Origin of the sequence: Pleomorphomonas oryzae DSM 16300, assembly GCF_000422965.1 — a bacterium.
Lineage (GTDB): Bacteria > Pseudomonadota > Alphaproteobacteria > Rhizobiales > Pleomorphomonadaceae > Pleomorphomonas > Pleomorphomonas oryzae.
Map to the genome: position 1 here is coordinate 13,927 of NZ_AUHB01000021.1, position 19,718 is coordinate 33,644.

General features: G+C 65.1%; 19 protein-coding genes. 3 read left to right on the top strand and 16 right to left on the bottom strand.

The window, feature by feature from the left end; translation table 11 throughout:
- Positions 1-3: 3 nt before the first annotated feature.
- From mraY to efp, 8 genes are all read right to left on the bottom strand, one after another.
- Positions 4-1,107: a phospho-N-acetylmuramoyl-pentapeptide-transferase gene (mraY, locus tag G522_RS0122985; RefSeq protein WP_026793034.1), complete on the bottom strand. Its 1,104-nt coding sequence runs from the start codon at positions 1,105-1,107 to the stop codon at positions 4-6.
- A 239-nt stretch (positions 1,108-1,346) separates the two neighbouring features.
- Positions 1,347-4,220, bottom strand: a complete 2,874-nt coding sequence (locus G522_RS30710) for a UDP-N-acetylmuramoylalanyl-D-glutamyl-2,6-diaminopimelate--D-alanyl-D-alanine ligase (protein ID WP_084633367.1) — start codon at positions 4,218-4,220, stop codon at positions 1,347-1,349.
- A 118-nt stretch (positions 4,221-4,338) separates the two neighbouring features.
- Positions 4,339-6,069, bottom strand: coding sequence for a peptidoglycan D,D-transpeptidase FtsI family protein (locus tag G522_RS28365; RefSeq protein ID WP_084633364.1), 1,731 nt, complete (start codon positions 6,067-6,069; stop codon positions 4,339-4,341).
- On the bottom strand, positions 6,066-6,443 hold the full coding sequence (gene ftsL / locus G522_RS28370; protein ID WP_051229142.1) for a cell division protein FtsL: 378 nt from the start codon (positions 6,441-6,443) through the stop codon (positions 6,066-6,068). Before ftsL ends, G522_RS28365 begins: the two co-directional genes overlap by 4 nt.
- On the bottom strand, positions 6,440-7,447 hold the full coding sequence (gene rsmH / locus G522_RS0123005) for a 16S rRNA (cytosine(1402)-N(4))-methyltransferase RsmH (protein WP_026793036.1): 1,008 nt from the start codon (positions 7,445-7,447) through the stop codon (positions 6,440-6,442). The genes ftsL and rsmH overlap by 4 nt, the downstream gene beginning before the upstream one ends.
- Positions 7,444-7,911 carry a division/cell wall cluster transcriptional repressor MraZ gene (mraZ, locus tag G522_RS0123010; protein ID WP_026793037.1) on the bottom strand — a complete coding sequence of 156 codons (468 nt, stop codon included), beginning with the start codon at positions 7,909-7,911 and terminating at the stop codon, positions 7,444-7,446. The genes rsmH and mraZ overlap by 4 nt, the downstream gene beginning before the upstream one ends.
- A 626-nt stretch (positions 7,912-8,537) precedes the next feature.
- Positions 8,538-8,699: an entericidin domain-containing protein gene (locus G522_RS0123015; protein ID WP_026793038.1), complete on the bottom strand. Its 162-nt coding sequence runs from the start codon at positions 8,697-8,699 to the stop codon at positions 8,538-8,540.
- Between the two features lie 181 nt (positions 8,700-8,880).
- Positions 8,881-9,450, bottom strand: a complete 570-nt coding sequence (gene efp / locus G522_RS0123020; protein ID WP_026793039.1) for an elongation factor P — start codon at positions 9,448-9,450, stop codon at positions 8,881-8,883.
- Between the two features lie 106 nt (positions 9,451-9,556).
- Here efp and epmA point away from each other — a divergent pair, with 106 nt between their 5' ends.
- Entirely contained in the window at positions 9,557-10,606 is a 1,050-nt protein-coding gene (gene epmA / locus G522_RS0123025; RefSeq protein ID WP_026793040.1) for an EF-P lysine aminoacylase EpmA, read from the top strand.
- 4 nt (positions 10,607-10,610) lie between these two features.
- Here epmA and G522_RS0123030 read toward each other — a convergent pair whose 3' ends face one another.
- The 4 genes from G522_RS0123030 to G522_RS0123045 form a co-directional block, all read right to left on the bottom strand.
- Entirely contained in the window at positions 10,611-10,994 is a 384-nt protein-coding gene (locus tag G522_RS0123030) for a VOC family protein (protein ID WP_026793041.1), read from the bottom strand.
- A gap of 10 nt (positions 10,995-11,004) precedes the next feature.
- Entirely contained in the window at positions 11,005-12,144 is a 1,140-nt protein-coding gene (locus G522_RS0123035) for an MFS transporter (RefSeq protein WP_026793042.1), read from the bottom strand.
- A gap of 19 nt (positions 12,145-12,163) precedes the next feature.
- Entirely contained in the window at positions 12,164-12,934 is a 771-nt protein-coding gene (locus G522_RS0123040; RefSeq protein ID WP_026793043.1) for a DeoR/GlpR family DNA-binding transcription regulator, read from the bottom strand.
- A 134-nt stretch (positions 12,935-13,068) separates the two neighbouring features.
- The gene (locus G522_RS0123045) at positions 13,069-13,719 is read right to left on the bottom strand and encodes a TetR/AcrR family transcriptional regulator (RefSeq protein ID WP_342663917.1); all 651 of its coding nucleotides are present in this window, start codon (positions 13,717-13,719) and stop codon (positions 13,069-13,071) included.
- Between the two features lie 77 nt (positions 13,720-13,796).
- Between G522_RS0123045 and G522_RS0123050 the strand changes: the two genes are divergently transcribed.
- On the top strand, positions 13,797-14,525 hold the full coding sequence (locus G522_RS0123050) for an SDR family oxidoreductase (RefSeq protein ID WP_026793045.1): 729 nt from the start codon (positions 13,797-13,799) through the stop codon (positions 14,523-14,525).
- A 149-nt stretch (positions 14,526-14,674) separates the two neighbouring features.
- On the opposite strand, the gene hemF is transcribed toward G522_RS0123050, so the two are convergent.
- The 4 genes from hemF to G522_RS0123070 form a co-directional block, all read right to left on the bottom strand.
- Entirely contained in the window at positions 14,675-15,592 is a 918-nt protein-coding gene (hemF, locus tag G522_RS0123055) for an oxygen-dependent coproporphyrinogen oxidase (RefSeq protein WP_051229144.1), read from the bottom strand.
- A 114-nt stretch (positions 15,593-15,706) separates the two neighbouring features.
- Entirely contained in the window at positions 15,707-16,180 is a 474-nt protein-coding gene (locus G522_RS0123060; RefSeq protein WP_026793047.1) for a BA14K family protein, read from the bottom strand.
- A 75-nt stretch (positions 16,181-16,255) separates the two neighbouring features.
- Positions 16,256-16,909, bottom strand: a complete 654-nt coding sequence (locus G522_RS0123065) for a glutathione S-transferase family protein (RefSeq protein WP_026793048.1) — start codon at positions 16,907-16,909, stop codon at positions 16,256-16,258.
- 87 nt (positions 16,910-16,996) lie between these two features.
- Complete coding sequence (locus tag G522_RS0123070; RefSeq protein WP_026793049.1) at positions 16,997-17,461, bottom strand: tRNA (cytidine(34)-2'-O)-methyltransferase; 465 nt, start codon at positions 17,459-17,461, stop codon at positions 16,997-16,999.
- A gap of 342 nt (positions 17,462-17,803) precedes the next feature.
- Here G522_RS0123070 and G522_RS28375 point away from each other — a divergent pair, with 342 nt between their 5' ends.
- Positions 17,804-19,684 (top strand): ABC transporter ATP-binding protein, encoded by a 1,881-nt coding sequence (locus tag G522_RS28375; protein WP_051229146.1) that lies wholly within the window; start codon positions 17,804-17,806, stop codon positions 19,682-19,684.
- Positions 19,685-19,718 lie beyond the last annotated feature (34 nt).

Consider the following 19,718-nt stretch of genomic DNA (forward strand, 5'->3'; position numbering starts at 1 on the left):
CCGTCAGCGCAGCTTGAGGGATGACAGACCGATCAGCGCCAACACGACGGCGATGATCCAGAAGCGGATCACCACCTGCGATTCGGTCCAGCCGAGCTGTTCGAAATGATGATGGATGGGCGCCATCTTGAAGACGCGCTTGCCCGTGAGCTTGTAGGAACCGACCTGAATGATCACCGACACGGCTTCGAGCACGAACAGGCCGCCGATGATGGCCAGCACGATCTCGTGCTTGACCGCCACCGCCACCGTACCGATCAGGCCGCCGAGCGCCAGCGAACCGGTGTCGCCCATGAAGATGGCGGCCGGCGGCGCGTTGAACCACAGGAAGCCGATGCCGGCGCCGATCACCGCGCCGCAGATGACGGCGAGTTCGCCCGTGCCGACCACGTAGTGAATCTGCAGGTAGTTCGAGAAGACCGAGTTGCCGGCGAGGTAGGCGATCAGCGCGAAGCTGGCCGCCGCGATCATCACCGGCACGATGGCGAGACCGTCGAGGCCGTCGGTGAGGTTCACCGCGTTGCCGGCCGACACGATCACGAAGGCGCCGAATGGCACATAGAAGTACCAGAGGTTGATCATCAGCGTCTTGACGAAGGGAAAGGTCAACGACGTCGCGAGATGCTCTTCCGTTGGCACGGAGCTGGCCTGACCGGCCGACATGATGACCAGGCAGGCCAGCATGGCGATCACCGCTTCCAGCACCAGCCGGGCGCGGCCGGAGAGGCCCTTGTGCGACTGCTTGGTCACCTTGAGATAGTCGTCGTAGAAGCCGATGGTGCCGAAGGCGACGGTGACCAGCAGCACGGTCCAGACATAGGGGCTCTTGAGATCGGCCCAGAGCAGCGTTGCCACCAGGATGCCCGAGAGGATCATCAGGCCGCCCATGGTCGGCGTGCCCTTCTTGGCGAGGTGGCTCTGCGGCCCATCGACGCGGATCGGCTGACCCTTGCCCTGGCGAATGCGCAGTGAGGAAATGATGGCCGGCCCGAACAGGAAGACGAACAGCAGTGCCGTGATCACCGCGCCGCCGGTGCGGAAGGTGATGTAGCGAAACACATTCAGAACCGACAACTGCCCCGCCAAATCGGCCAAATAGACCAGCATTTTCCCAAGCTCTCCATGATGCGAAACCCGACCGCCCGGCCGGAATTCGCAAGTCCGCATTTCGAAGAATTCGCCCCTGCGCCGCGAACTTTCGAAAAATCCCCCTCCGGCATTGCCAAGCAATCGGCCGGAGATTCATTTTTGCGTCGCCGTCGGGGCCTGTTCGCCCTCTTGGCCGGCAACGCGGCCCCGTATTAGTCTCTCTGCCCCGCGTTGCCTACCCGCGATGGCACGACAACTCAGCCATTGCCTTCGCTGCCAAAGCGCGCGATCAGCGCCTCCACTAGCGGCCCCATGGCGCTGCCGAGCGAACCCTTGACCATCAGCACATCGCCGGCCCTGACATCGTCGAGCAGCGTCTCGGTCAGCGCCTTCGACGTCTCGGCATAGGCGCCCCGCATGCCGCGCGGCAGCTCCTGCCAGAGGTTGTGCATCAGCGGACCGGCGCAGAACACCGTGTCCACCTTGGCCGCCTGCAGCGGCTCGATCAGGCCGGCATGCAGCTTCGGCGAATCCGGCCCGAGCTCCAGCATGTCGCCGAGCACGGCGACGCGGCGGCCCTGCCCTTCCACCGTTGCCGACCCGAGCAGCGCAATCGCCGCCCGCATCGAGGTGGGGTTGGCGTTGTAGCTCTCGTCGATCAGCCGCGCCGTACCGCCGAACACTGGCAGCACGTGCCGCTTGCCGCGCCCCTTGGGCTGCTGATGGCCTTGCAGCGACAGCATCGCCCGCACCAAATCGCCGCCGACGATCTTCACGGCAGCCAGCACGGCGAGCGAGTTCTGAGCGATGTGACGGCCGGGCGCCCCGAGCTTGTAGGTGACGCTCTCGCCGAGAATGTCGGCGGTGACCGTGGTGCAATCCTCATGCAGCGAGCATTTGATGAGCCGCGCCTCGGCATCGGCGTGCTCGCCAAAGAACACGACCTTGGCGCCGTGCGCCCGGGCACGCTCGGCCAGCAGAACGGAGAATTCGCCGTCACGGTTGAGGATGGCGGTGCCGCCCGGTTCCAGCCCGTTGAAGATCTCGGCCTTGGCCTCGGCGATCGCCTTGACCGACGGGAAATGTTCGAGATGCACCGGCGCCACCGTGGTGATGATGGCCACATGCGGCCGCACCATTTTGACCAGCGGCGTGATCTCGCCGGGGTGGTTCATGCCGATCTCGAACACGCCATAGCGGGTGGCCGACGGCATGCGGGCGAGCGTCAGCGGCACGCCCCAGTGATTGTTGAACGAGGCGGCCGAGGCGTGCACCGGACCCGACGACGACAGAGCCTCGCGCAGCGCCTCCTTGGTCGACGTCTTGCCGACCGAACCCGTGATGGCGATCACCTTGGCGGCGGTACGCTCGCGTGCCCGGACGCCGAGGCGGCCGAGGCTGGCGAGCACGTCGTCCACCACCACCAGCGGGCCGAATTCGGCCGGCAAGGCGCCGCGCTTGGCTTCCGACACCACGGCCACCGCCGCGCCCTTCTGAAGCGCCGTCTCCACGAAGTCGTGGCCGTCGAAGCGGTCGCCGGCGATGGCGAAGAAGGCGCCGCCGCGCTCGACCGTGCGGCTATCGATGGAAATGCTGTCGACCGGCGGCACCGTGCCTTCGGAGCGGCCATGAAGCGCCTTGATGAAATCATCGGCCGGCCACAGCGAGCGGTCGGCCGGCGTGACGCCCGGCGTCGCCAGCACCGCCTCGTGGTCGGAATAATGCACCGTCTCGCGGCCGATGATCTGGCCGGTTTCGTGGCCCTTGCCGGCGATCAGGAACACGTCGTCCGGGCCGAGCATGGCAATGCCCTGATGCACCGCCGTCGCCCGATCGCCGATCTCGATGCCGCCGGGGCAGCCGGCCAGCACTTCCTTGCGGATGGTGGCGGCGTCCTCGGTACGCGGGTTGTCGTCGGTGACGATGGCAACATCGGCAAGGCGGGCGCAAACCTCGCCCATCTGCGGCCGCTTGCCCTTGTCGCGGTCGCCACCGGCGCCAAAGGCAACCACGAGGCGACCGGCGGTGAAGGGACGCAGCGTTTGCAGCGCCACTTCCAGGGCGGCCGGCGTATGGGCAAAGTCAACGAACACCGGCGCGTCCGACGGCGCGTAGCCGACCAGCTCCAGCCGCCCCTTGGCGCCCTTGATGCCATCGAGCGCGTCGAGCGCATCGGCGAGCGACACCGACCCATCGGCGGCGGCGAGCGCCGCGGCAACCAGCGCATTCGACACCTGGAAGGCGCCGACCAGCGGAATGCGAACCGGGCGCGGCCCGTCGCCGATATCGACGGTGGCAATCTGCGCCCAGCCGTCGCGCGTGACGTCGAGAACGCGGATGCGGCTGCCGGCGACACCCACGGTCTGAAGATCGAGGGCGGAGATGCGGGCGGCCGAGGCGAAGGCCTCGCCGTAGACGTCGTCGAGATTGACGATGGCAGGTGAACCGGGATGCAGGATGGTGTCGAACAGCCGCATCTTGGCGGCCATATAGCCTTCCATCGTGCCGTGATAGTCGAGATGATCGCGCGACAGGTTGGTGAAGGCGCCCGCTGCCACCTCGACGCCGTCGAGCCGGCGCTGGATGAGGCCATGCGAGGAGGCTTCCATCGCCACATGATCGATGCCGTCGGCGGCGAGATCGTGCAGCGTCCGGTGCAGCGTCGCCGCGTCCGGCGTCGTCATGTTGCCATAGGCATTGCCGGCTTTGGTGGTCACGCCCACCGTGCCGATCGATGCCGCCTCATAACCGGCGGCCAGCCAGATCTGGCGAACGAAAGCGGCGACCGAGGTCTTGCCGTTGGTACCGGTCACCGCCACCACGGTTTTCGGCTGCGGGCCGTAGAAGCGGGCGAGCATGCGGGCAAAGCGCCGGGCGGGGTCGATGTCGCGCAGCACCGGCACGCTGAGGCTGTCGGGCAAATCGTCCTGAGCGTCGGCCAGCACCACCGCCGCGCCCTTCTCGATCGCCTGGGGGATGAAATCGGTGCCCTTGGCGCGGGTGCCGGGCAAGGCGACGAACAGCGAACCGGGAACCACTTCACGGCTGTCGGCGGTGACGCCGGTGATCGATATCCGGCGCAGGGCCGGATCGAGCGTGAGGATGTCGGGCGCAAGTTCGGCGAGCTTCATCTGTCGGTCCATTAATTAATCGCGGGACGCGCACACTGTCCTCGATTTGCGATCGAAATGAGGACAACTCACTCTTTCCACACCGCCCTCAGCCTCCCTCGCGCGAGGGACGGCGTCGTCAGTAAGCGGCCATCAGCGGCACGTCGACATCGTCGAAGCGCGGTTCGACGTTCAGCATCGGCGCGATGCGACCGACGATGTTGCCGGCCGTCGGCGCGGCATTCATGCCGGCGGTGGCCGGCAGGCCGGGCCGCTCGGGGTTCGGCTCATCGAAGACCACCAGCAACAGGTACTGCGGGTCGTCGATCGGGAAGGTGGCGACAAAGGCGTTGAAGCGCTTGTCGCTGGAATAGCGGCCGTTCACCACCTTCTCGGCGGTGCCCGTCTTGCCGCCGATGCGGTAGCCGGGAATATCGGCCGATTTGCCGGAACCGCCAGGCGCCAGCACGTTGAGGCGCATCAGATAGCGCATCTGATCGGAGGTCGACTGCTTCATCACCCGCTTGCCGATGAGACGCGCCGCTTCTTCGGTGCGCGGAAAGAAGGTCGGCGGAATGAGGATGCCGCCGTTCATCACCGCGCTTGCCGCCATGGCCGTGGCAAGCGGCGACACCGCCATGCCGTGACCGAAGGACACGGTGACGGTAACGAGGTCCGACCAGCGCTTGGGCAGGATCGGCCGGGCGATTTCCGGCAGCTCGGTCGGCACCTTGTCCATCAGCCCCAGGCGCTTCAGGAACTCCTGCTGCCCTTCGGAGCCGACCTTCAGCGCCTCGCGGCCGGTGCCGACGTTGGACGAGTAGATGAAGATCTCGGGGACGGTCAGCACCCGGTGCTTGCCGTGGAAGTCGTGGATGGTGAAGCCGCCAATGTTGAGGCTCTGGGTCGCATCGAAGCTGTCGGTGATTTTCACCTTGCCCGAATCGAGGGCCATCGAGGTGGCGAACAGCTTGAAGGTCGACCCCATCTCGTAGACCGACGCCGAAGCGCGGTTCATGTTGTTGGGATCGAGCGCCTCGGCCGGGTTCATCGGATCGTAGTCCGGCGCCGAGGTCATGCCGATGACTTCGCCGGTCTTGACATTGAGCACCACCGCCGCCGACGACTTGGCCGTATAGCGCTGCATCGCCGCCGTGATCTCGTCATGCAGCACCTGCTGCACGCGCAGGTCGACCGACAGCTTGACCGGCTCGAGGTTCGTCGAGGTCATGCCCGCCTTCTGAAGATCGCCAAGCCACTGATCGTCGATGTATTTCTCGATACCGGCGATGCCCTGGTTGTCGATGTTGACGTGGCCGGTGACGAAGGCAACCGTCCGGCCCGACGGATAGAAGCGCTTGTTCTCGGTGAGGAAGCCGATGCCGGGAAGGCCGAGGGCATGAATCGCCGCCTGCTGGGCCGGCGTGATCTCGCGCTTCAGCCAGATGAAGCCCTGCTTGGAGGCGAGGCGCTGGCGCACCGCGTCGGTCCCGAGGTCGGGGAACACGGTGGCGAGCTGCTCGGTCGCCTCATCCGGGTCGACCACCCGGCGCGGCTCGGCATAGAGAGACGCGAACTTGATATCGGTCGCGAGAATTTCACCGTTGCGGTCGACGATGTCGGGGCGGGCAGCGGACACTGCCGCTTGAGCATTGCCCAGCGTCACCGATTCCTGCGGCATGCTGACGCCCATCTGCACTAGGCGACCAATGATAGAGCCATAGACCAGCACGAAACAGGCCGACGTCAGGAAAAGCCGGCCGCGCATGGTATCGCCCGTGCCACGCCGTGACGATGCACGGAAATCCTGGCCGGCGGTGGCAGCCGTCGGCTCAGCGGGCTTTCGGAACGGACCAAACCGGAAATTCATTGCACCCGTCTCGTTTCGTCTTGAATGCGTGGCAGGACCGCCGAGCCGTCGGCCGACTGTTCGACCGGCGTGCCGGGTGCCGGCACCACGGGTTTGGCCGGAATGTCGGCCAGCGTGCCGATGTGATCGGAGGACATTGGCGTCAGGTTGAGGATGTCGTGATGCCGGTCGAGCAGATCGCGCATGCGGGCCGGGCGTGTCAGCAGCGCCCATTCCGCCTTGAGCAGCGAGATATCCTCTCGCGCCTGAGCGATTTCAGTCTGCTTCTTGTTGATGTTCTCGGCGGCGATTTCCGCTTCGTATTTCATGTCGTAGACGGCCGCTGCCGACAGCACCATCAGGAACACCAGGAGAGCGTTGATATAGCGGGTCATGGCCTCTCCCTGAAAAGGCTGGGCACGCCGAGCGCGGCACGGTCGATCGGACGGGCCGGCGCGTCAGTGCGGATACCGAACCGGAGCTTGGCCGAGCGGGCGCGCGGATTGACGGCGAGTTCCGCTTCGCCGGCCTCGATCGGCTGCCGGCCTTGCAGGCTGAAGGTGGCAGGCGGCACCGACGCCTCCGGCAGATGGCGCGATCCGCCGGCCCGTTCGCGCGAGCGATCGGCGAAGAAGCGCTTGACGATGCGATCCTCGAGTGAGTGGAAGGTAACGACGACGAGGCGACCGCCCGGCTTCAACACGCGCTCGGCAGCGGCGAGAGCGTCGGACAGCTGATCGAGTTCGCCGTTGACATGGATGCGCAGCGCCTGGAAGGCGCGCGTCGCCGGATGCATTTCGCCAAAGCGCTTGCCGCCCAGCACGCTTTCGATGACCGAGACCAGCTCCGACGTCCGGCTGAACGGTTGGCTGTCGCGTCGCGCCACAATCGCCTTGGCGATGCGCATCGACTGCTTCTCTTCGCCATAAATCCAAAAGAGACGGGCGAGTTCCTTGGGCTCGAGCGTGTTGACGACATCCGCCGCCGTTGGTCCCGAGAGGCTCATGCGCATGTCGAGCGGCCCGTCGGCGCGGAAGGAAAAGCCGCGCTCGGCCCGGTCGAGCTGCATGGAGGAAACGCCGATGTCGAGCACGACGGCATCGACGGAAGCCGCGCCGGCCTCGTTGGCCAGCCGATCGAGTTCGGAGAAGGTGCCGGGCACCAGCATCAGGCGGCCGGCGCTGGCTTCGACCAGGGCGGCGCCCGCCTCGATCGCCGTGGGATCGCGGTCGATGGCGATGACGCGCCCGGCCCCGGCGTTCAGCATGGCGCGGCTGTAGCCGCCGGCGCCGAACGTGCCGTCGATGGCCACCGCGCCGTCGAGCGGCGACAGCGCCGACAGTACCTCGGCGATGAGAACGGGAATGTGCGGCGCGGTGCCGGCTTCGAGCGCGGTCATGTGCCGACCTCCGGCTTCTGGGCCGGCATTGGGGCACGCCGCAGCGCCCGCGCCCGTTCGCGCGCCGCCAGCTCGTAGGCTGCGAAGCGTGTCGGCTCCCAGATCTGGAACTTGTAGCCCTGGCCGACGAAAGTGACCTCGGTGGTAATGCCGGTGATTTCCAGGAGGGCCGGTGTCAGCCCGATACGGCCTTCGCTGTCGATCGTCAGGCGATCCGAGGAGCCATAGAAGGCCGTCGACAGGAGATCGTGATCTTCGGAAAACGGCGCGTAACGGGCAAGGTTGCGCTCGATTTCGGCGAGCAACTGGTTGCCACCGCAGTCCACCGCTTCCATGTCGATCGACGGGTAGCAGTAAAGCCCCTCGAAGCCATCGCGCGACAAGACCTGACGGAAAGGCGCCGGGATAGACACCCGCCCCTTCCGATCGATCTTGTTGGTGACGCGCGATACGAAGCCGTTCATCGATCCCCGCAACCCGCTGCGAGCGGTGCCTGTTTCCCCGTTTCGTTGGCCGAAAAACCACTTCTTCAGAAGCAATCCGACCTGGCGGCTCGCATGACGCGGACACAACCGACGGCCGAGACGGTCGTTGCATTTTGCAACAGCCCGCCGCGGCTGAACCCGACCTCGTGTGCCCACCTGACTCTCGAAATCCGCGAGACGTCTGGCTCGGATCACCTGCTTGCCGGGATGATTTGGGATAGCATGGGATCATGTGGGGCGTCAACGAAAGCCAAGCGGCACGCACTGCCTGAAGACAGCTCTCCACATTTATGAGGCGTTAGGCTTAACAAGTCGTTCACCAAGCCGAGACGACCGCGCCGAGATCGCTTCTCAGCCGTTACAATCGGCAACACTCATGGAAAATGATCGGGGTGATGGCAGGACGGGTGAAGGCGCTCGCCCTCGAGAGGTTGCCCGGCGCAACCAATGCGCTCGCTCGAAAAACACTCGACCGAAATGCAGGCTCTACTTTCAGTCACCCGAAAAACAAAAAAAGCCCCGCCATCCCCCCAGGGCTCGGCGGAGCTTTGATGCAGCGAACGGGTCGGAAATGTCGGCCCGCCCATGTCATCCCATGCCGAGGCTCAGCGGGACGCAGCGTGGCCGATTTTGCTGCCGGCAGCCTGAGTGGCATTCACGGTGTTGGCGGTATCCTGGCCGACGCCACGGATCGTATTGGCACAGCCACTAAAAGCGACAGCCAAAAGGGCAACGACACCGATGCTGAGGATGGACTTGACGGACATGGAAGATCCTTTCCTGTTGAACTGTGGCCGGATGGGCCCACTCTAAAGACGCACAGAGCGCGCTTCGGTTCCACCCCCAAAAAGAAAAATGCCCGGAAGACGAGCTTCCGGGCGCTGGATGGTTACCTAAACGGGGAAAGCCCCCCGGGAAAACTCCCGAAGCGACTGCGGCAAGAACCAATCAGTCCTTGGCGCGCTCGACGTAGGAGGCGTCCTCGGTCATCACCACGATGCGGGTACCGACGGAGACGAAGGGCGGCACCATGGTGCGCACGCCGTTCGACAGGATGGCGGGCTTGTAGGACGAAGCGGCCGTCTGACCCTTCACGGCCGGCTCGGTCTCGGTGACTTCCAGCGTCATGCGAGCCGGCAGCTCGATCGACACGGGTATGTCGTTATAGACGCCGATATGGCATTCCATATTCTCGGCCAGGAAGGGCGCGCGATCGCCGACCACTTCCTTCGGCACGGAGATCTGCTCGTAGCTCTCCATCTGCATGAAGGCAAAGCCATGCTCTTCCTCATAGAGGAAGGTGTAGGGGCGTTCGTCGATCATCGCCTTTTCGACCATTTCGGTGGTCTTGTAGCGCACCGACACCTTCACGCCGTCGTTGATGCGGCGCATGTCGATCTGCGTGGTGGGCGTGCCCTTGCCCGGATGGAAACTCTCGGCCAGCAGGACGACGTGGAGCTTGTCATCCAGCTCGACGACGTTGCCCTTGCGAATTTGGCTAGCGATGACCTTGACCATGACGTATCGGGTATCCTGAAAACGGGTGGCGCGGCCTCGAAACACTGGCTCCGGGCGCGGATCGCGTCTCTCCTGACATTTTTGAAGCGGAAAAGGAAGAGGCGGAATGCACGAAACGGCCGAAGAGTCGCCCTGGTGGTCGGCCGAGCGCCATCTGGCCCGCCGCCCATTCCTCGCAGCGAGGGGAAACATCAAGCGCGCCATCAGATCCTGGTTCGAAGGTGAAGGCTTCACCGAAGTGGAATGCCCGGCCCTGCAGGTGTCGCCCGGCAACGAGGCGCATCTGCATGCCTTCGCCACTGAGAAGGTCGGCCTCGACGGCAGCCGTACGCCGCGCTATCTGCACACCTCGCCGGAATTCACCGCCAAGAAGCTGCTTGCCGCCGGCGAGACGCGCATTTTCGATTTTGCCCGCGTCTTCCGCAATCGCGAGAAGGGCGCTCTGCATTCCTCGGAATTCACCCTGCTCGAATGGTACAGGGCCAACGAGCCCTATGAGCAGTTGATGGACGATGCCGTGGCGCTGATGCGGCTCGCAGCGACGACGCTCGGCCGCGACGTGTTCGTCTGGCGCGGCCGCACCGCCGATCCCTTTGCCGAGCCGGAAAAGCTCACGGTCGCCGAAGCCTTCTCGCGCTACGCCGGCATCGAACTCCTCGCAACGCTCACCGATGATCCCGGCGCGCCCGACCGCGACGCTCTTGCAGCCCAGGCCGAGGCGCGCGGCTATCGCGTCGTTGGCGACGATAGCTGGACCGACATCTACTCGCGCATTCTGGTCGAGAGCATCGAGCCGAACCTTGGCATGGGAAGGCCGACCATCTTCTACGAATATCCCGTCTGCGAAGCCGCCCTCTCCCGCCCCGTCGCCCGCGACCCGCGCCTTGCCGAACGCTTCGAGCTCTATGCCTGCGGCGTCGAGCTCGCCAACGCTTTCGGCGAGCTGACCGACCCGGCCGAGCAGCGTCGCCGCTTCATCGAGGAGATGGACATCAAGGAGCGCATCTACGGCGAGCGCTATCCTCTCGACGAGGATTTTCTCGCCGCCCTCGCCCATATGCCGCAAGCCTCGGGCATCGCGCTGGGCTTCGAGCGGCTGGTGGTGCTGGCCAGCGGCGCCCGCTCCATCGAAGACGTCGTCTGGGCGCCGGTGTGACAGCCTAGCTGGTGATCTCGATCCGCGTGCCGTCGGGCGCGGCGATCACCGCCTCATAATATCCGTCACCGGTGCGACGCGGCCCCGACAACAGGCAGCCTTCGGCTCGGCATCGATCGGCCAGCGCGTCAACGGCGGCCTCGCTGCCGAGCGACACCGCGACGTGGTCCCAACCCACTCGCTCGGCGGGCGCTGCGGTTTCGACCCATGGCCCGGCCATCAGCTCGATGGCACCACCACCATCCTTCAGTCGGACGAAGCGCGAGCGAAAGCCCGGCCGGTTCCGGCTCTCGTAGACCTCGCCGACCTCGGCATCGAAGGCGCGCGTCCAGAAGGCGGCGGCCGCGTCGAGATCGTGTGTCCACAAGGCCACGTGGGCAAGGCGCATATCGATCCCCTCAATGCGGTCGACCGGCCACGCGGCCAGCCGTCAGGGTCACAAGTGCCAAGAGCGCCGTCAGCATCCACAGCGAAGCGGGAAGGCTGGTCAGCTTGGCGACGAAGCCGATGCCGGCAGGCCCGAGCAGCACGCCGGCATAACCGGCGGTGGTGACAGCGGTGACGGCGAGACCGGACGGCATGACCGATTGATTGCCGGCCTGCCGGAACAGCACCGGCACGATGTTGGCAAGACCGATGCCGACCAGCAGGTAGCCGGCCATGGCAAGAATGGCGACCGGCGCGACCAGCGTCAGGACGAAGCCGGCGATGCCGATCACGCTCCCCCACATCAGCGTGGCGCGGTCGCCGACGCGGCCGACCACCTTGTCGCCGGCGAGCCGCATCGCCGTCATGGCGATGGAAAACACCATGTAGCCCATGCCGCCCTGCTCTGCCCCGACCAGCCCGGCACCCGTGAGATAGAGCGCACTCCAGTCGAGCACCGCCCCTTCGACCAGGAAGACAATCGCCGTCAGCACCGCCAGCAGCAGCACGAAGCCACGCGGCACGGCGAACAGCGGCCCGCCCTCGGCCGGTGTCGTGGTGAGAAGGCGCGGCGTGATGGCGAGCGTCGCGATCAACATCAGAGCCGAGGCGACGAGCATGGTCGGCAGCGGCCCGAGCTGCACCGACAACAGGAAGATGGCAAACATCGAGCCGATGAAACCGCCGACGCTGTAGAGGCCGTGGAAGCCGGACATCATCGGCCTTTTTGCCGCCTTCTCCACCTCGATGGCATGAATGTTCATGGCGACGTCGAGCGAACCGAGCGAACCGCCGAACACGAACAGCGTGAGGCCCAGCGTCAGCGGTGTCGACACCACCGCCAACAGGGGCAGAAAGATCGCCATGCCCACGGCGCCGCCGATGATGATCGGCTTGCTGCCATAGCGGGCGCTCAGCATGCCGGTCATCAGCATGGCGACCACCGAACCGATGCCGAGGCAGAGCAGCAGCAACCCCAGCACACCGTCGTCGACGGCGAGCCGTGCCTTGGCATAGGGGATGAGCGGCGCCCAGCAGGCGACGCCGAAACCGGCCACCAGAAAGGCGAGGCGCGTGGCGAGCCGGGTGGCTGGCCGATCTGAGGATATCATGCTGTCAGCTCCGAAAATCTCATGACGGGTCATCGGCCACCAGAATCTCGGCGGTGGTTTCCCTGAGGTCGGTGACGAATGCCTCGGGCGCGTCCCATTCCACGACGAAATGCGAAAAGGCGTTGGCCGGCGCGACGCGATAGGGCGCGCGCGCGCCGAACTTGTCGCTGGTGACGAGCACGGCGCTCTGCCGGCTCACCGCCATCACCGCGCGCTTGAAGATGGCATCGGCGTGATGGAGAGCGCCGACACCATCGGCGGCCGATAAACCGCAGACGCCGATAAAGGAGAAATCGAAGACAAGGCGCGACACCGCCTCAATGGCGACGGCATCGACCGCGCCGCCGATGGTGGCGTCCACCGCCCCGCCGATCATCACCAGGTCGATGTCTTGCCGGGCCAGCACGGCGGCGGCGACGTCGATCGAATTGGTGGCCACCGACAGTCCAAGATCTTCCGGCAGCGCCTCAACCAGTGCCACGTGCGTGCTGCCGGCATCGAGAAAGACCAGATCGCCCCGCCCGACCAGCGCCACCGCCCGCGCCGCCAGCGCCCGCTTGGCGTCAACCCCTTCGCCAAGCCGCACCGAAAGCGGCCGCGTCGGCAACGGCAAGGCGCCACCGTAGACGCGGCGGCATAGCCCCTCGGCGGCCAGCGCCCGAAGATCGCGGCGGATGGCATCCTCGGACACGCCGAACTCTATGGCGAGCTGGACAGACGCTACCGACTGCCCCTCGGCAAGGCGGGCAGCAATCAGATCACGGCGGGCAAGCGGCAGTTCATCGGTCATGCCGCCTTATATCGTGCATAAACAAGAATTACAACACGCACAAACAAGTATGAACCGTTTTTATGAATCGTTACACAGTACCGACGCCGAGAAGGCGGTCCTGGTTCTGCAACGGTCATGGCTTGAACAGACGGCTACGCCGCGACCGGAGCGTCCTTTCCCTGAACTTTGGCGGCTTCGAGATAGGCCGTGCACATCAGCTTGAGCTGCCGCATCACCGCGTCGGCTTCGGCAATCGGCAGATGGCGCTCGAACACGCTGCGGACCGTGCCGAAGATGCTGGTCAACAGCGTCAGCACCACCGCCGACAGATCGGCGAAGGCGGCATCAGAGGCGCTGGCGAACATGGCGGTCGTGGCGGCATCGACCCTCTGGGCAAAGGCCTCGATCAGCGGCTCGTTGTCGATCTCCGCCACCGATCGATAAAGGGCATGGGTGACCTCGACCCGTTCCGTCTTGGCAGCCCAATAGGTGGTCACCAGCGCTTCAACCATGCGGCCAATGGGTGCGCCGTGCTGCGCCCGGCAAGCTTCCTCCACCTCGCCGGCCAAAGCGTCGAGGTAGCGCTCGTTGAGCGCATAGAACAGCGCCTGCTTGTGCGGAAAATATTGGTACATCGTCCCAACGGAGACACCGGCCCGCTCGGCCACCCGCGTCGTGGTCAGGCGGCGCGGTCCGTCACTCACCAGAACCTGAATGGTCGCCTCGAAGATGGCGTCGAGCGTCACCGTCGCGCGCGCCTGACGCGGCTTTTTCCGCGGGGTTAGGTGGGGCGGCGGGCTCAAGGTCAAAAGCGAATCCTCAAACTGAATGATCCTTCATATCCTGATGCCCAATAAACCCCAAGCCTTGAAGGATGATCATGACCGACACACGCATTGCCCTCGTCACCGGCGCCAACAAGGGCATCGGGCTGGAGATCGCCCGCCAGTTGGCCGAGGTGGGCGTCTTCGTCCTCATCGGCGCCCGCGACGCCGATCGTGCCAGCGCCGCCGTGGCCGAGCTTGCTGTCCAGGGCCTGAAAGCCGAGGCCGTCCACATCGATCTCAACGACAACGCAAGCATCAGAGCCGCCGCTGAAGCGATCCGGTCCCGTCACGGACGTCTCGATATTCTCGTCAACAACGCCGGCATCGTCCACGCCGAGGACGGGCCGCCGACATCGGCATCGCCCGACGCCGCGCGCCAGATCATGGAGACCAACTTTATCGGCACACTCCAGGTGACGCAGGCCATGCTGCCGCTCTTGCGCCTGTCGCCGGCGGCGCGCATCGTCAACCTGTCGAGCTCGCTGGGATCGCTGACGGTGAATGGCGATCTGACCTCGCCTTATTATGCCGCGCGCCTCATCGGCTACAACGCCTCCAAGGCGGCGCTCAACATGCTGACGGTGCAGCTCGCCCAGGAGCTGCGCGGCACGGCGATCGTCGTCAACTCGGTCAGTCCCGGCTATGTGAAGACCGACCTCACCGGCCACACCGGCTTCATGACGCCCGAGGAAGGGGCGAGATTGCCGGTCAAATATGCGCTACTCGACGAGGATGCGGTGTCCGGCCGCTTCGTCGAGGCCAGCGGCGACACGCCGTGGTAAGGCGTCAGAGCCAGACCTGAAACTCGCTGGAGCGAGGCAGCTGGCGACGGGTTCGAGAACCGGAGCGGAGCGGACTTAACGTCCGTGAGCACCGGAAGTGCAGAAGACTAAGCCAGATGTCCGCCCCAGTAGAGTTTCGGGTCTGGCTCTCACGGCCACTTGGCGAGCGGCGGCATCGACGACAGGATGCTGTCGACGTTGCCGCCGGTCTTCAGGCCGAACACCGTGCCGCGATCGTAGAGCAGGTTGAACTCGACGTAACGGCCGCGCCGCACCAGTTGTTCGTCGCGCTCGGCGGCCGTCCAGGGCGTGCGCATGTTGGCGCGGACGAGGCGCGGATAGATATCGAGGAAGGCAAGGCCGAGATCGCGCGTATAGGCGAAGTCCGCTGCCCAGCCGGCATCGGAATGCAGATAGTCGTAGAAAACGCCGCCGACGCCGCGCGTCTCACCCCGGTGCTTCAGGAAGAAATACTCGTCGCACCACGCCTTGTAGTCCGCATAGTCGATATGGGGATGGGCGGCGGTGGCCGCCTTCATCGCCGCGTGAAAGGCTATGGTATCGGGGTCTTCCTGGCTGCGGCGGGCATCGAGCATCGGCGTCAGATCGGCGCCGCCGCCGAACCATTGGCGGGTCGTCACCACCATGCGGGTGTTCATGTGGACGGCCGGCACATGCGGGTTCTGCATATGGGCGATCAGCGAAATACCGCCGGCCCAGAAACGCGGATCTTCCTCGGCGCCGGGCATCTGCGCCCGAAATTCCGGGGCGAATTCGCCATGAACGGTGGAGACGTGGACACCGACCTTTTCAAAGACGCCGCCCCGCATCAGGCTCATGACGCCGCCGCCACCCGGTGCACCGGTGTGGTCGGTGCGCTGCCAAGGCGTCCTCACGAAACGGCCCGGCTCCACCCCGGCCGCAGCGGCGCCTTCGGCCTCGATGCCCTCGAAAACGGCGCAGATGCGGTCGCGAAGCTCTGCGAACCAATCGGAGGCAAGCGCCTTCTTGCCCTCGATATCGGGCGGCAGCGCGGTCGGTGCGAGAGAGGCGGCGCTGGTCGGCATGAACGATCACTCCGGTTTCACGGAGCGTGATTTAGGCGCTTTCACCCTGCCTTGCCAAGCGCCGAGGCGAGGCGACAGTCACACTGCCACCCCTCCTCGGTCTGTAGCCTCTCGTCAATAAGGCGACCGGCAGCGCTGGCGCGGACCGCGATTCGGCTGGAACGTATCGCTGTAGGGGTCGTAGGAGCGATAGCGCGCCTGACACCAACGCACGTGGTCGGGCGGCATTGCATAGCTTGGCTGCGGCCGGGGTGCCTGCTGGGCGGCCATACCGCCGATGATCGCAGCGCCAAGGCCGAAAGCGGCCAGTGGATACCACCAGCCATCATTACCGCGGCGATAGCCGGGACGGTAATAATCGTAGCCGCGGTGGCCGTGCCAATAGCGATAGTTGTCCCTGGAATCCCGATAGTGCCGATAACTGGGGCGGTCACGACACATGTTGCCGTCCAGGCAGACCACTTGCACCTTTTCAACTTGAGCGGGCTGACCGCCGCCGATGGCCGGAATGGGAAACGCCTGAACAGGCGCCACTGCGGTAATTGCCATGACGGCGGAAAGGGCTGTGGCGGCGATTGTCTTGATCATGACGGGGCCTCCTCGGCTATTCATGTCTGTTAAACGCGGCACGCCTATGGCCGGTTCCGCCCCATCGCCTATAAGCTATTCATCATACTCGTATTGGGCGATCGTCCACGGCTCGGCCCGACCGGCCTCGACCCATTCGGAATAGGCCGGCAATGTCCTGATAGAGTCCATATAGGCCTCAGTCTCGGCATCGACCACCCAGGAATAGGTGGTGAACCGGCCGACCACCGGCGCATACATGGCGTCCGCCGCCGAAAAGGCGCCATAGAGGAAAGGCCCATCCTGGCCGAAGCGCTGGCGCGCTTCCTTCCACAGGGCAAAGATGCGCTTTGCGTCCTCGAGCGCCGAGCCGTCGCCGCGCAACTTCCACGCATAGGTCCGGCGCCAGTTGGCACCGTAGTCGCGGCGAAGATTCTGAAAGCCGGCGTGCATCTCGGCCGCCGCCGATCGCGCATGCGCCCGCGCCGCCGAGTCCGTCGGCCAGATGCCACGGTCGGGGAATTTCTCGGCGACATATTCGATGATGGCGAGGCTTTCCCAGACGGTGATATCGCCGTCGATCAGGCAGGGTACCTTGCCGGTCGGCGATATCCTGAAAATGGCTTCCTTCCAGCCGTCGACATACATCGGCTGCACGATCTCCTCGAAGGGAATACCGAAATGCCTGAGCACCAGCCAGGCGCGCTGCGACCAGGACGAATAACCCTTGTTGGCAATGAGGAGTTTCATGTCATCTCTCCAGAATTGATCGCCCAAGGATCGGAGCGAAAGCCCGTCCCGTCCAACGCATTTCAGTGATGTCGCCGATCACCGCCGCTACAGCTTCGGCAGACCACCCGTTTGCCTGAGCGCTTCGCCCATGATCATGGCGGCCGATAGCGCCACATTGATCGACCGGACGCCCGGCCGCATCGGGATGACGATCCGGCCGTCGGCCCGCGTGTGCACCGCTTCCGGGACGCCCGCCGACTCCCGTCCCATCAGCACGATGTCGCCATCCCGAAAAGAATAGTCGGCATAGGGCACCGACCCCTGGGTCGTCGCCAACACCAGCCGGCGCCCTGCCCCCGTGGCGAAGGTCTCGAAATCCGCCCAGCCGACATGCCGGACCACCGTCGCCAGCTCGATATAATCCATGCCAGCCCGCTTGAGGTTGCGGTCGGACATGTCGAAGCCCGCGGGACCGATGACATGCAGCGTCGTGCCGAGGCAGGCGGCGAGCCGGATCAGCGTTCCGGTGTTCTGGGCGATGTCCGGCTGATAGAGAGCAAGGTCGATCATCAACGATTCCGATGGATTTCGATCGATTGAGGTGATGGAGAGTGGCTTTTCTGCCACCCTCTTTGAATCGTCTTACGGCGCCGGCATCCAATTGGTTGCACTGAATGTCTCTTCTGCTACCGTGTCGGCGCTCCAGTCACAAGGAGGAGCGTTGAATGGTGGTTCTCTTCTATAAAGTCTGACCCGGCCGAGCCGATTTTTCTGGCTTGCACGCCCGATGTCAGTTTTGGACCGCGCCCGCACGGCGCGCGCCGTCCCGAACCCCTTCGCCCCCTATTCCACCTCTAGCACTCCGCCGCGGTCATTCCGGCCGCCGGCTCATCGCCTCCATTCGGTGCTACTATGTTTGCCTTCTTTGAACGTTTGATCGACCCCTATGCCAAGGGGCCGGGCGGCCAACCGCCCGACCGCCTCATCCCCTTTTACTGGCACTATCTCCGGCAGGTCTGGCCGAGCTTTGCCGCCGTCATGGTGGTGGGCTTCTTTGTCGCACTGATCGAAGTGTCGATCTTCCGCTACATCGGCGCCATTGTCGACTATCTCAGCAACACCCCGCCCGCCGAGGTGATGTCGCGCCACGGCTGGGAATTCCTTGGCATGGGCGCGGTGATCCTGATCGCGCGCCCGGTGTTTCAGACCCTGCACGATCTCCTGATCCACCAGACCATCGCGCCCGGCGTCACCAACCTGATCCGCTGGCAGAACCACCGCTATGTGCTTCGCCAGTCGATCGCTTTCTTCAACAACGACTTCGCCGGCCGCGTCGCCAACAAGATCATCCAGACCGGCCCGTCCTTGCGTGAATCGACCACGCAGGCGGCGGATGCCCTGTGGTTCGTGCTGATCTACACGGTGTCGGCGCTGGTGCTGTTCGCCGAGGCGGACATGCGCCTTGCGATCCCGCTCATCATCTGGATCGCCGCCTACCTCCTGGTGCTCCGGCGGTTCATTCCGCGCATCGCCCGCAAGTCCGAGGAGATGTCGGAGGCGCGCTCGCTGCTCACCGGCCGCGTGGTCGACAGCTACACCAACGTTCACACGGTGAAGCTGTTCGCCCATGCCGAACGTGAGGACGACTTCGCCCGCGAGGCGCTGCAGGACCATACCTCGGTCTTCTACGCCCAGCAGCGGCTGATCACGTCCATGACCATGTCGCTGACGAGCATCAACAGCCTGCTGATGGTCATCACCGGCGCCCTGGCGGTCTGGCTGTTCATGCAGGGTGCGGTCACCACCGGCGCCATCGCCCTGATCGGCGGTCTGGTCGTCCGCATCATCAACATGTCCGGCTGGATCATGTGGGAGCTGACCGGCATCTTCGAGAACATCGGTACCGTCCAGGACGGCATCGCCACCATCTCGAAGCCGCAGACGGTGATCGATGGCAAGGACGCCAAGCCGCTGGTCGTTACCGGCGGCGGCATCGAGTTCGACCGCGTCGCCTTCCACTACGGCAAGGCGAAGGGTGCGCTCGACGGCGTCAGCCTGACCATCGCGCCGGGCGAGAAGATCGGCCTCGTCGGCCCCTCGGGCGCCGGCAAGTCGACGCTGGTCAACGTGCTCCTGCGTCTCTACGACATCGAAAGTGGCGCCATCCGCATCGATGGCCAGAACATCGCCGCCGTCACGCAGAACTCGCTGCGCGCGGCAATCGGTGTGGTCACGCAGGACACCTCGCTTCTCCACCGGTCCATCCGCGATAACATCAAGTATGGCCGGCCCGAAGCGAGCGACGAGGAGATGGTGGCGGCCGCCCGCATGGCGCACGCCGACGGCTTCATCCCCGACCTCGTCGACAACCGGGGCCGTGCCGGCTTCGATGCCCATGTCGGCGAACGTGGCGTCAAGCTCTCCGGCGGGCAGCGCCAGCGCGTCGCCATCGCCCGCGTGCTTCTGAAGAACGCGCCGATCCTCGTCCTCGACGAGGCGACCTCGGCGCTGGACTCGGATGTCGAGGCGGCGATCCAGGAAAGCCTCGGCGCGTTGATGGAAGGCAAGACGGTGATTGCCATCGCCCACCGCCTCTCCACCATCGCCCGCATGGACCGGCTGGTGGTGATGGACGGCGGCCGCATCGTCGAGATGGGCAGCCACTCCGACCTCGTCGCCAAGGGTGGCCTCTACGCCGGCCTGTGGAGCCGCCAGACCGGCGGTTTCCTGGTCGACGAAAGCGAAGCCTCCACTCCAAAGGTCGCGGACTTCTTGGACAAGGCGGACGCGTGAAAGCAAACCACCCGCCCGGAAAACCAGCGTTTCC

Bases quoted from the DNA above. Each gene is read 5' to 3' on its own strand.
- mraY (WP_026793034.1), bottom strand. From the start codon at position 1,107: ATGCTGGTCTATTTGGCCGATTTGGCGGGGCAGTTGTCGGTTCTGAAT.
- G522_RS30710 (WP_084633367.1), bottom strand. From the start codon at position 4,220: ATGAAGCTCGCCGAACTTGCGCCCGACATCCTCACGCTCGATCCGGCC.
- G522_RS28365 (WP_084633364.1), bottom strand. From the start codon at position 6,069: ATGAATTTCCGGTTTGGTCCGTTCCGAAAGCCCGCTGAGCCGACGGCT.
- ftsL (WP_051229142.1), bottom strand. From the start codon at position 6,443: ATGACCCGCTATATCAACGCTCTCCTGGTGTTCCTGATGGTGCTGTCG.
- rsmH (WP_026793036.1), bottom strand. From the start codon at position 7,447: ATGACCGCGCTCGAAGCCGGCACCGCGCCGCACATTCCCGTTCTCATC.
- mraZ (WP_026793037.1), bottom strand. From the start codon at position 7,911: ATGAACGGCTTCGTATCGCGCGTCACCAACAAGATCGATCGGAAGGGG.
- G522_RS0123015 (WP_026793038.1), bottom strand. From the start codon at position 8,699: ATGTCCGTCAAGTCCATCCTCAGCATCGGTGTCGTTGCCCTTTTGGCT.
- efp (WP_026793039.1), bottom strand. From the start codon at position 9,450: ATGGTCAAGGTCATCGCTAGCCAAATTCGCAAGGGCAACGTCGTCGAG.
- epmA (WP_026793040.1), top strand. From the start codon at position 9,557: ATGCACGAAACGGCCGAAGAGTCGCCCTGGTGGTCGGCCGAGCGCCAT.
- G522_RS0123030 (WP_026793041.1), bottom strand. From the start codon at position 10,994: ATGCGCCTTGCCCACGTGGCCTTGTGGACACACGATCTCGACGCGGCC.
- G522_RS0123035 (WP_026793042.1), bottom strand. From the start codon at position 12,144: ATGATATCCTCAGATCGGCCAGCCACCCGGCTCGCCACGCGCCTCGCC.
- G522_RS0123040 (WP_026793043.1), bottom strand. From the start codon at position 12,934: ATGACCGATGAACTGCCGCTTGCCCGCCGTGATCTGATTGCTGCCCGC.
- G522_RS0123050 (WP_026793045.1), top strand. From the start codon at position 13,797: ATGACCGACACACGCATTGCCCTCGTCACCGGCGCCAACAAGGGCATC.
- hemF (WP_051229144.1), bottom strand. From the start codon at position 15,592: ATGCCGACCAGCGCCGCCTCTCTCGCACCGACCGCGCTGCCGCCCGAT.
- G522_RS0123060 (WP_026793047.1), bottom strand. From the start codon at position 16,180: ATGATCAAGACAATCGCCGCCACAGCCCTTTCCGCCGTCATGGCAATT.
- G522_RS0123065 (WP_026793048.1), bottom strand. From the start codon at position 16,909: ATGAAACTCCTCATTGCCAACAAGGGTTATTCGTCCTGGTCGCAGCGC.
- G522_RS0123070 (WP_026793049.1), bottom strand. From the start codon at position 17,461: ATGATCGACCTTGCTCTCTATCAGCCGGACATCGCCCAGAACACCGGA.
- G522_RS28375 (WP_051229146.1), top strand. From the start codon at position 17,804: ATGTTTGCCTTCTTTGAACGTTTGATCGACCCCTATGCCAAGGGGCCG.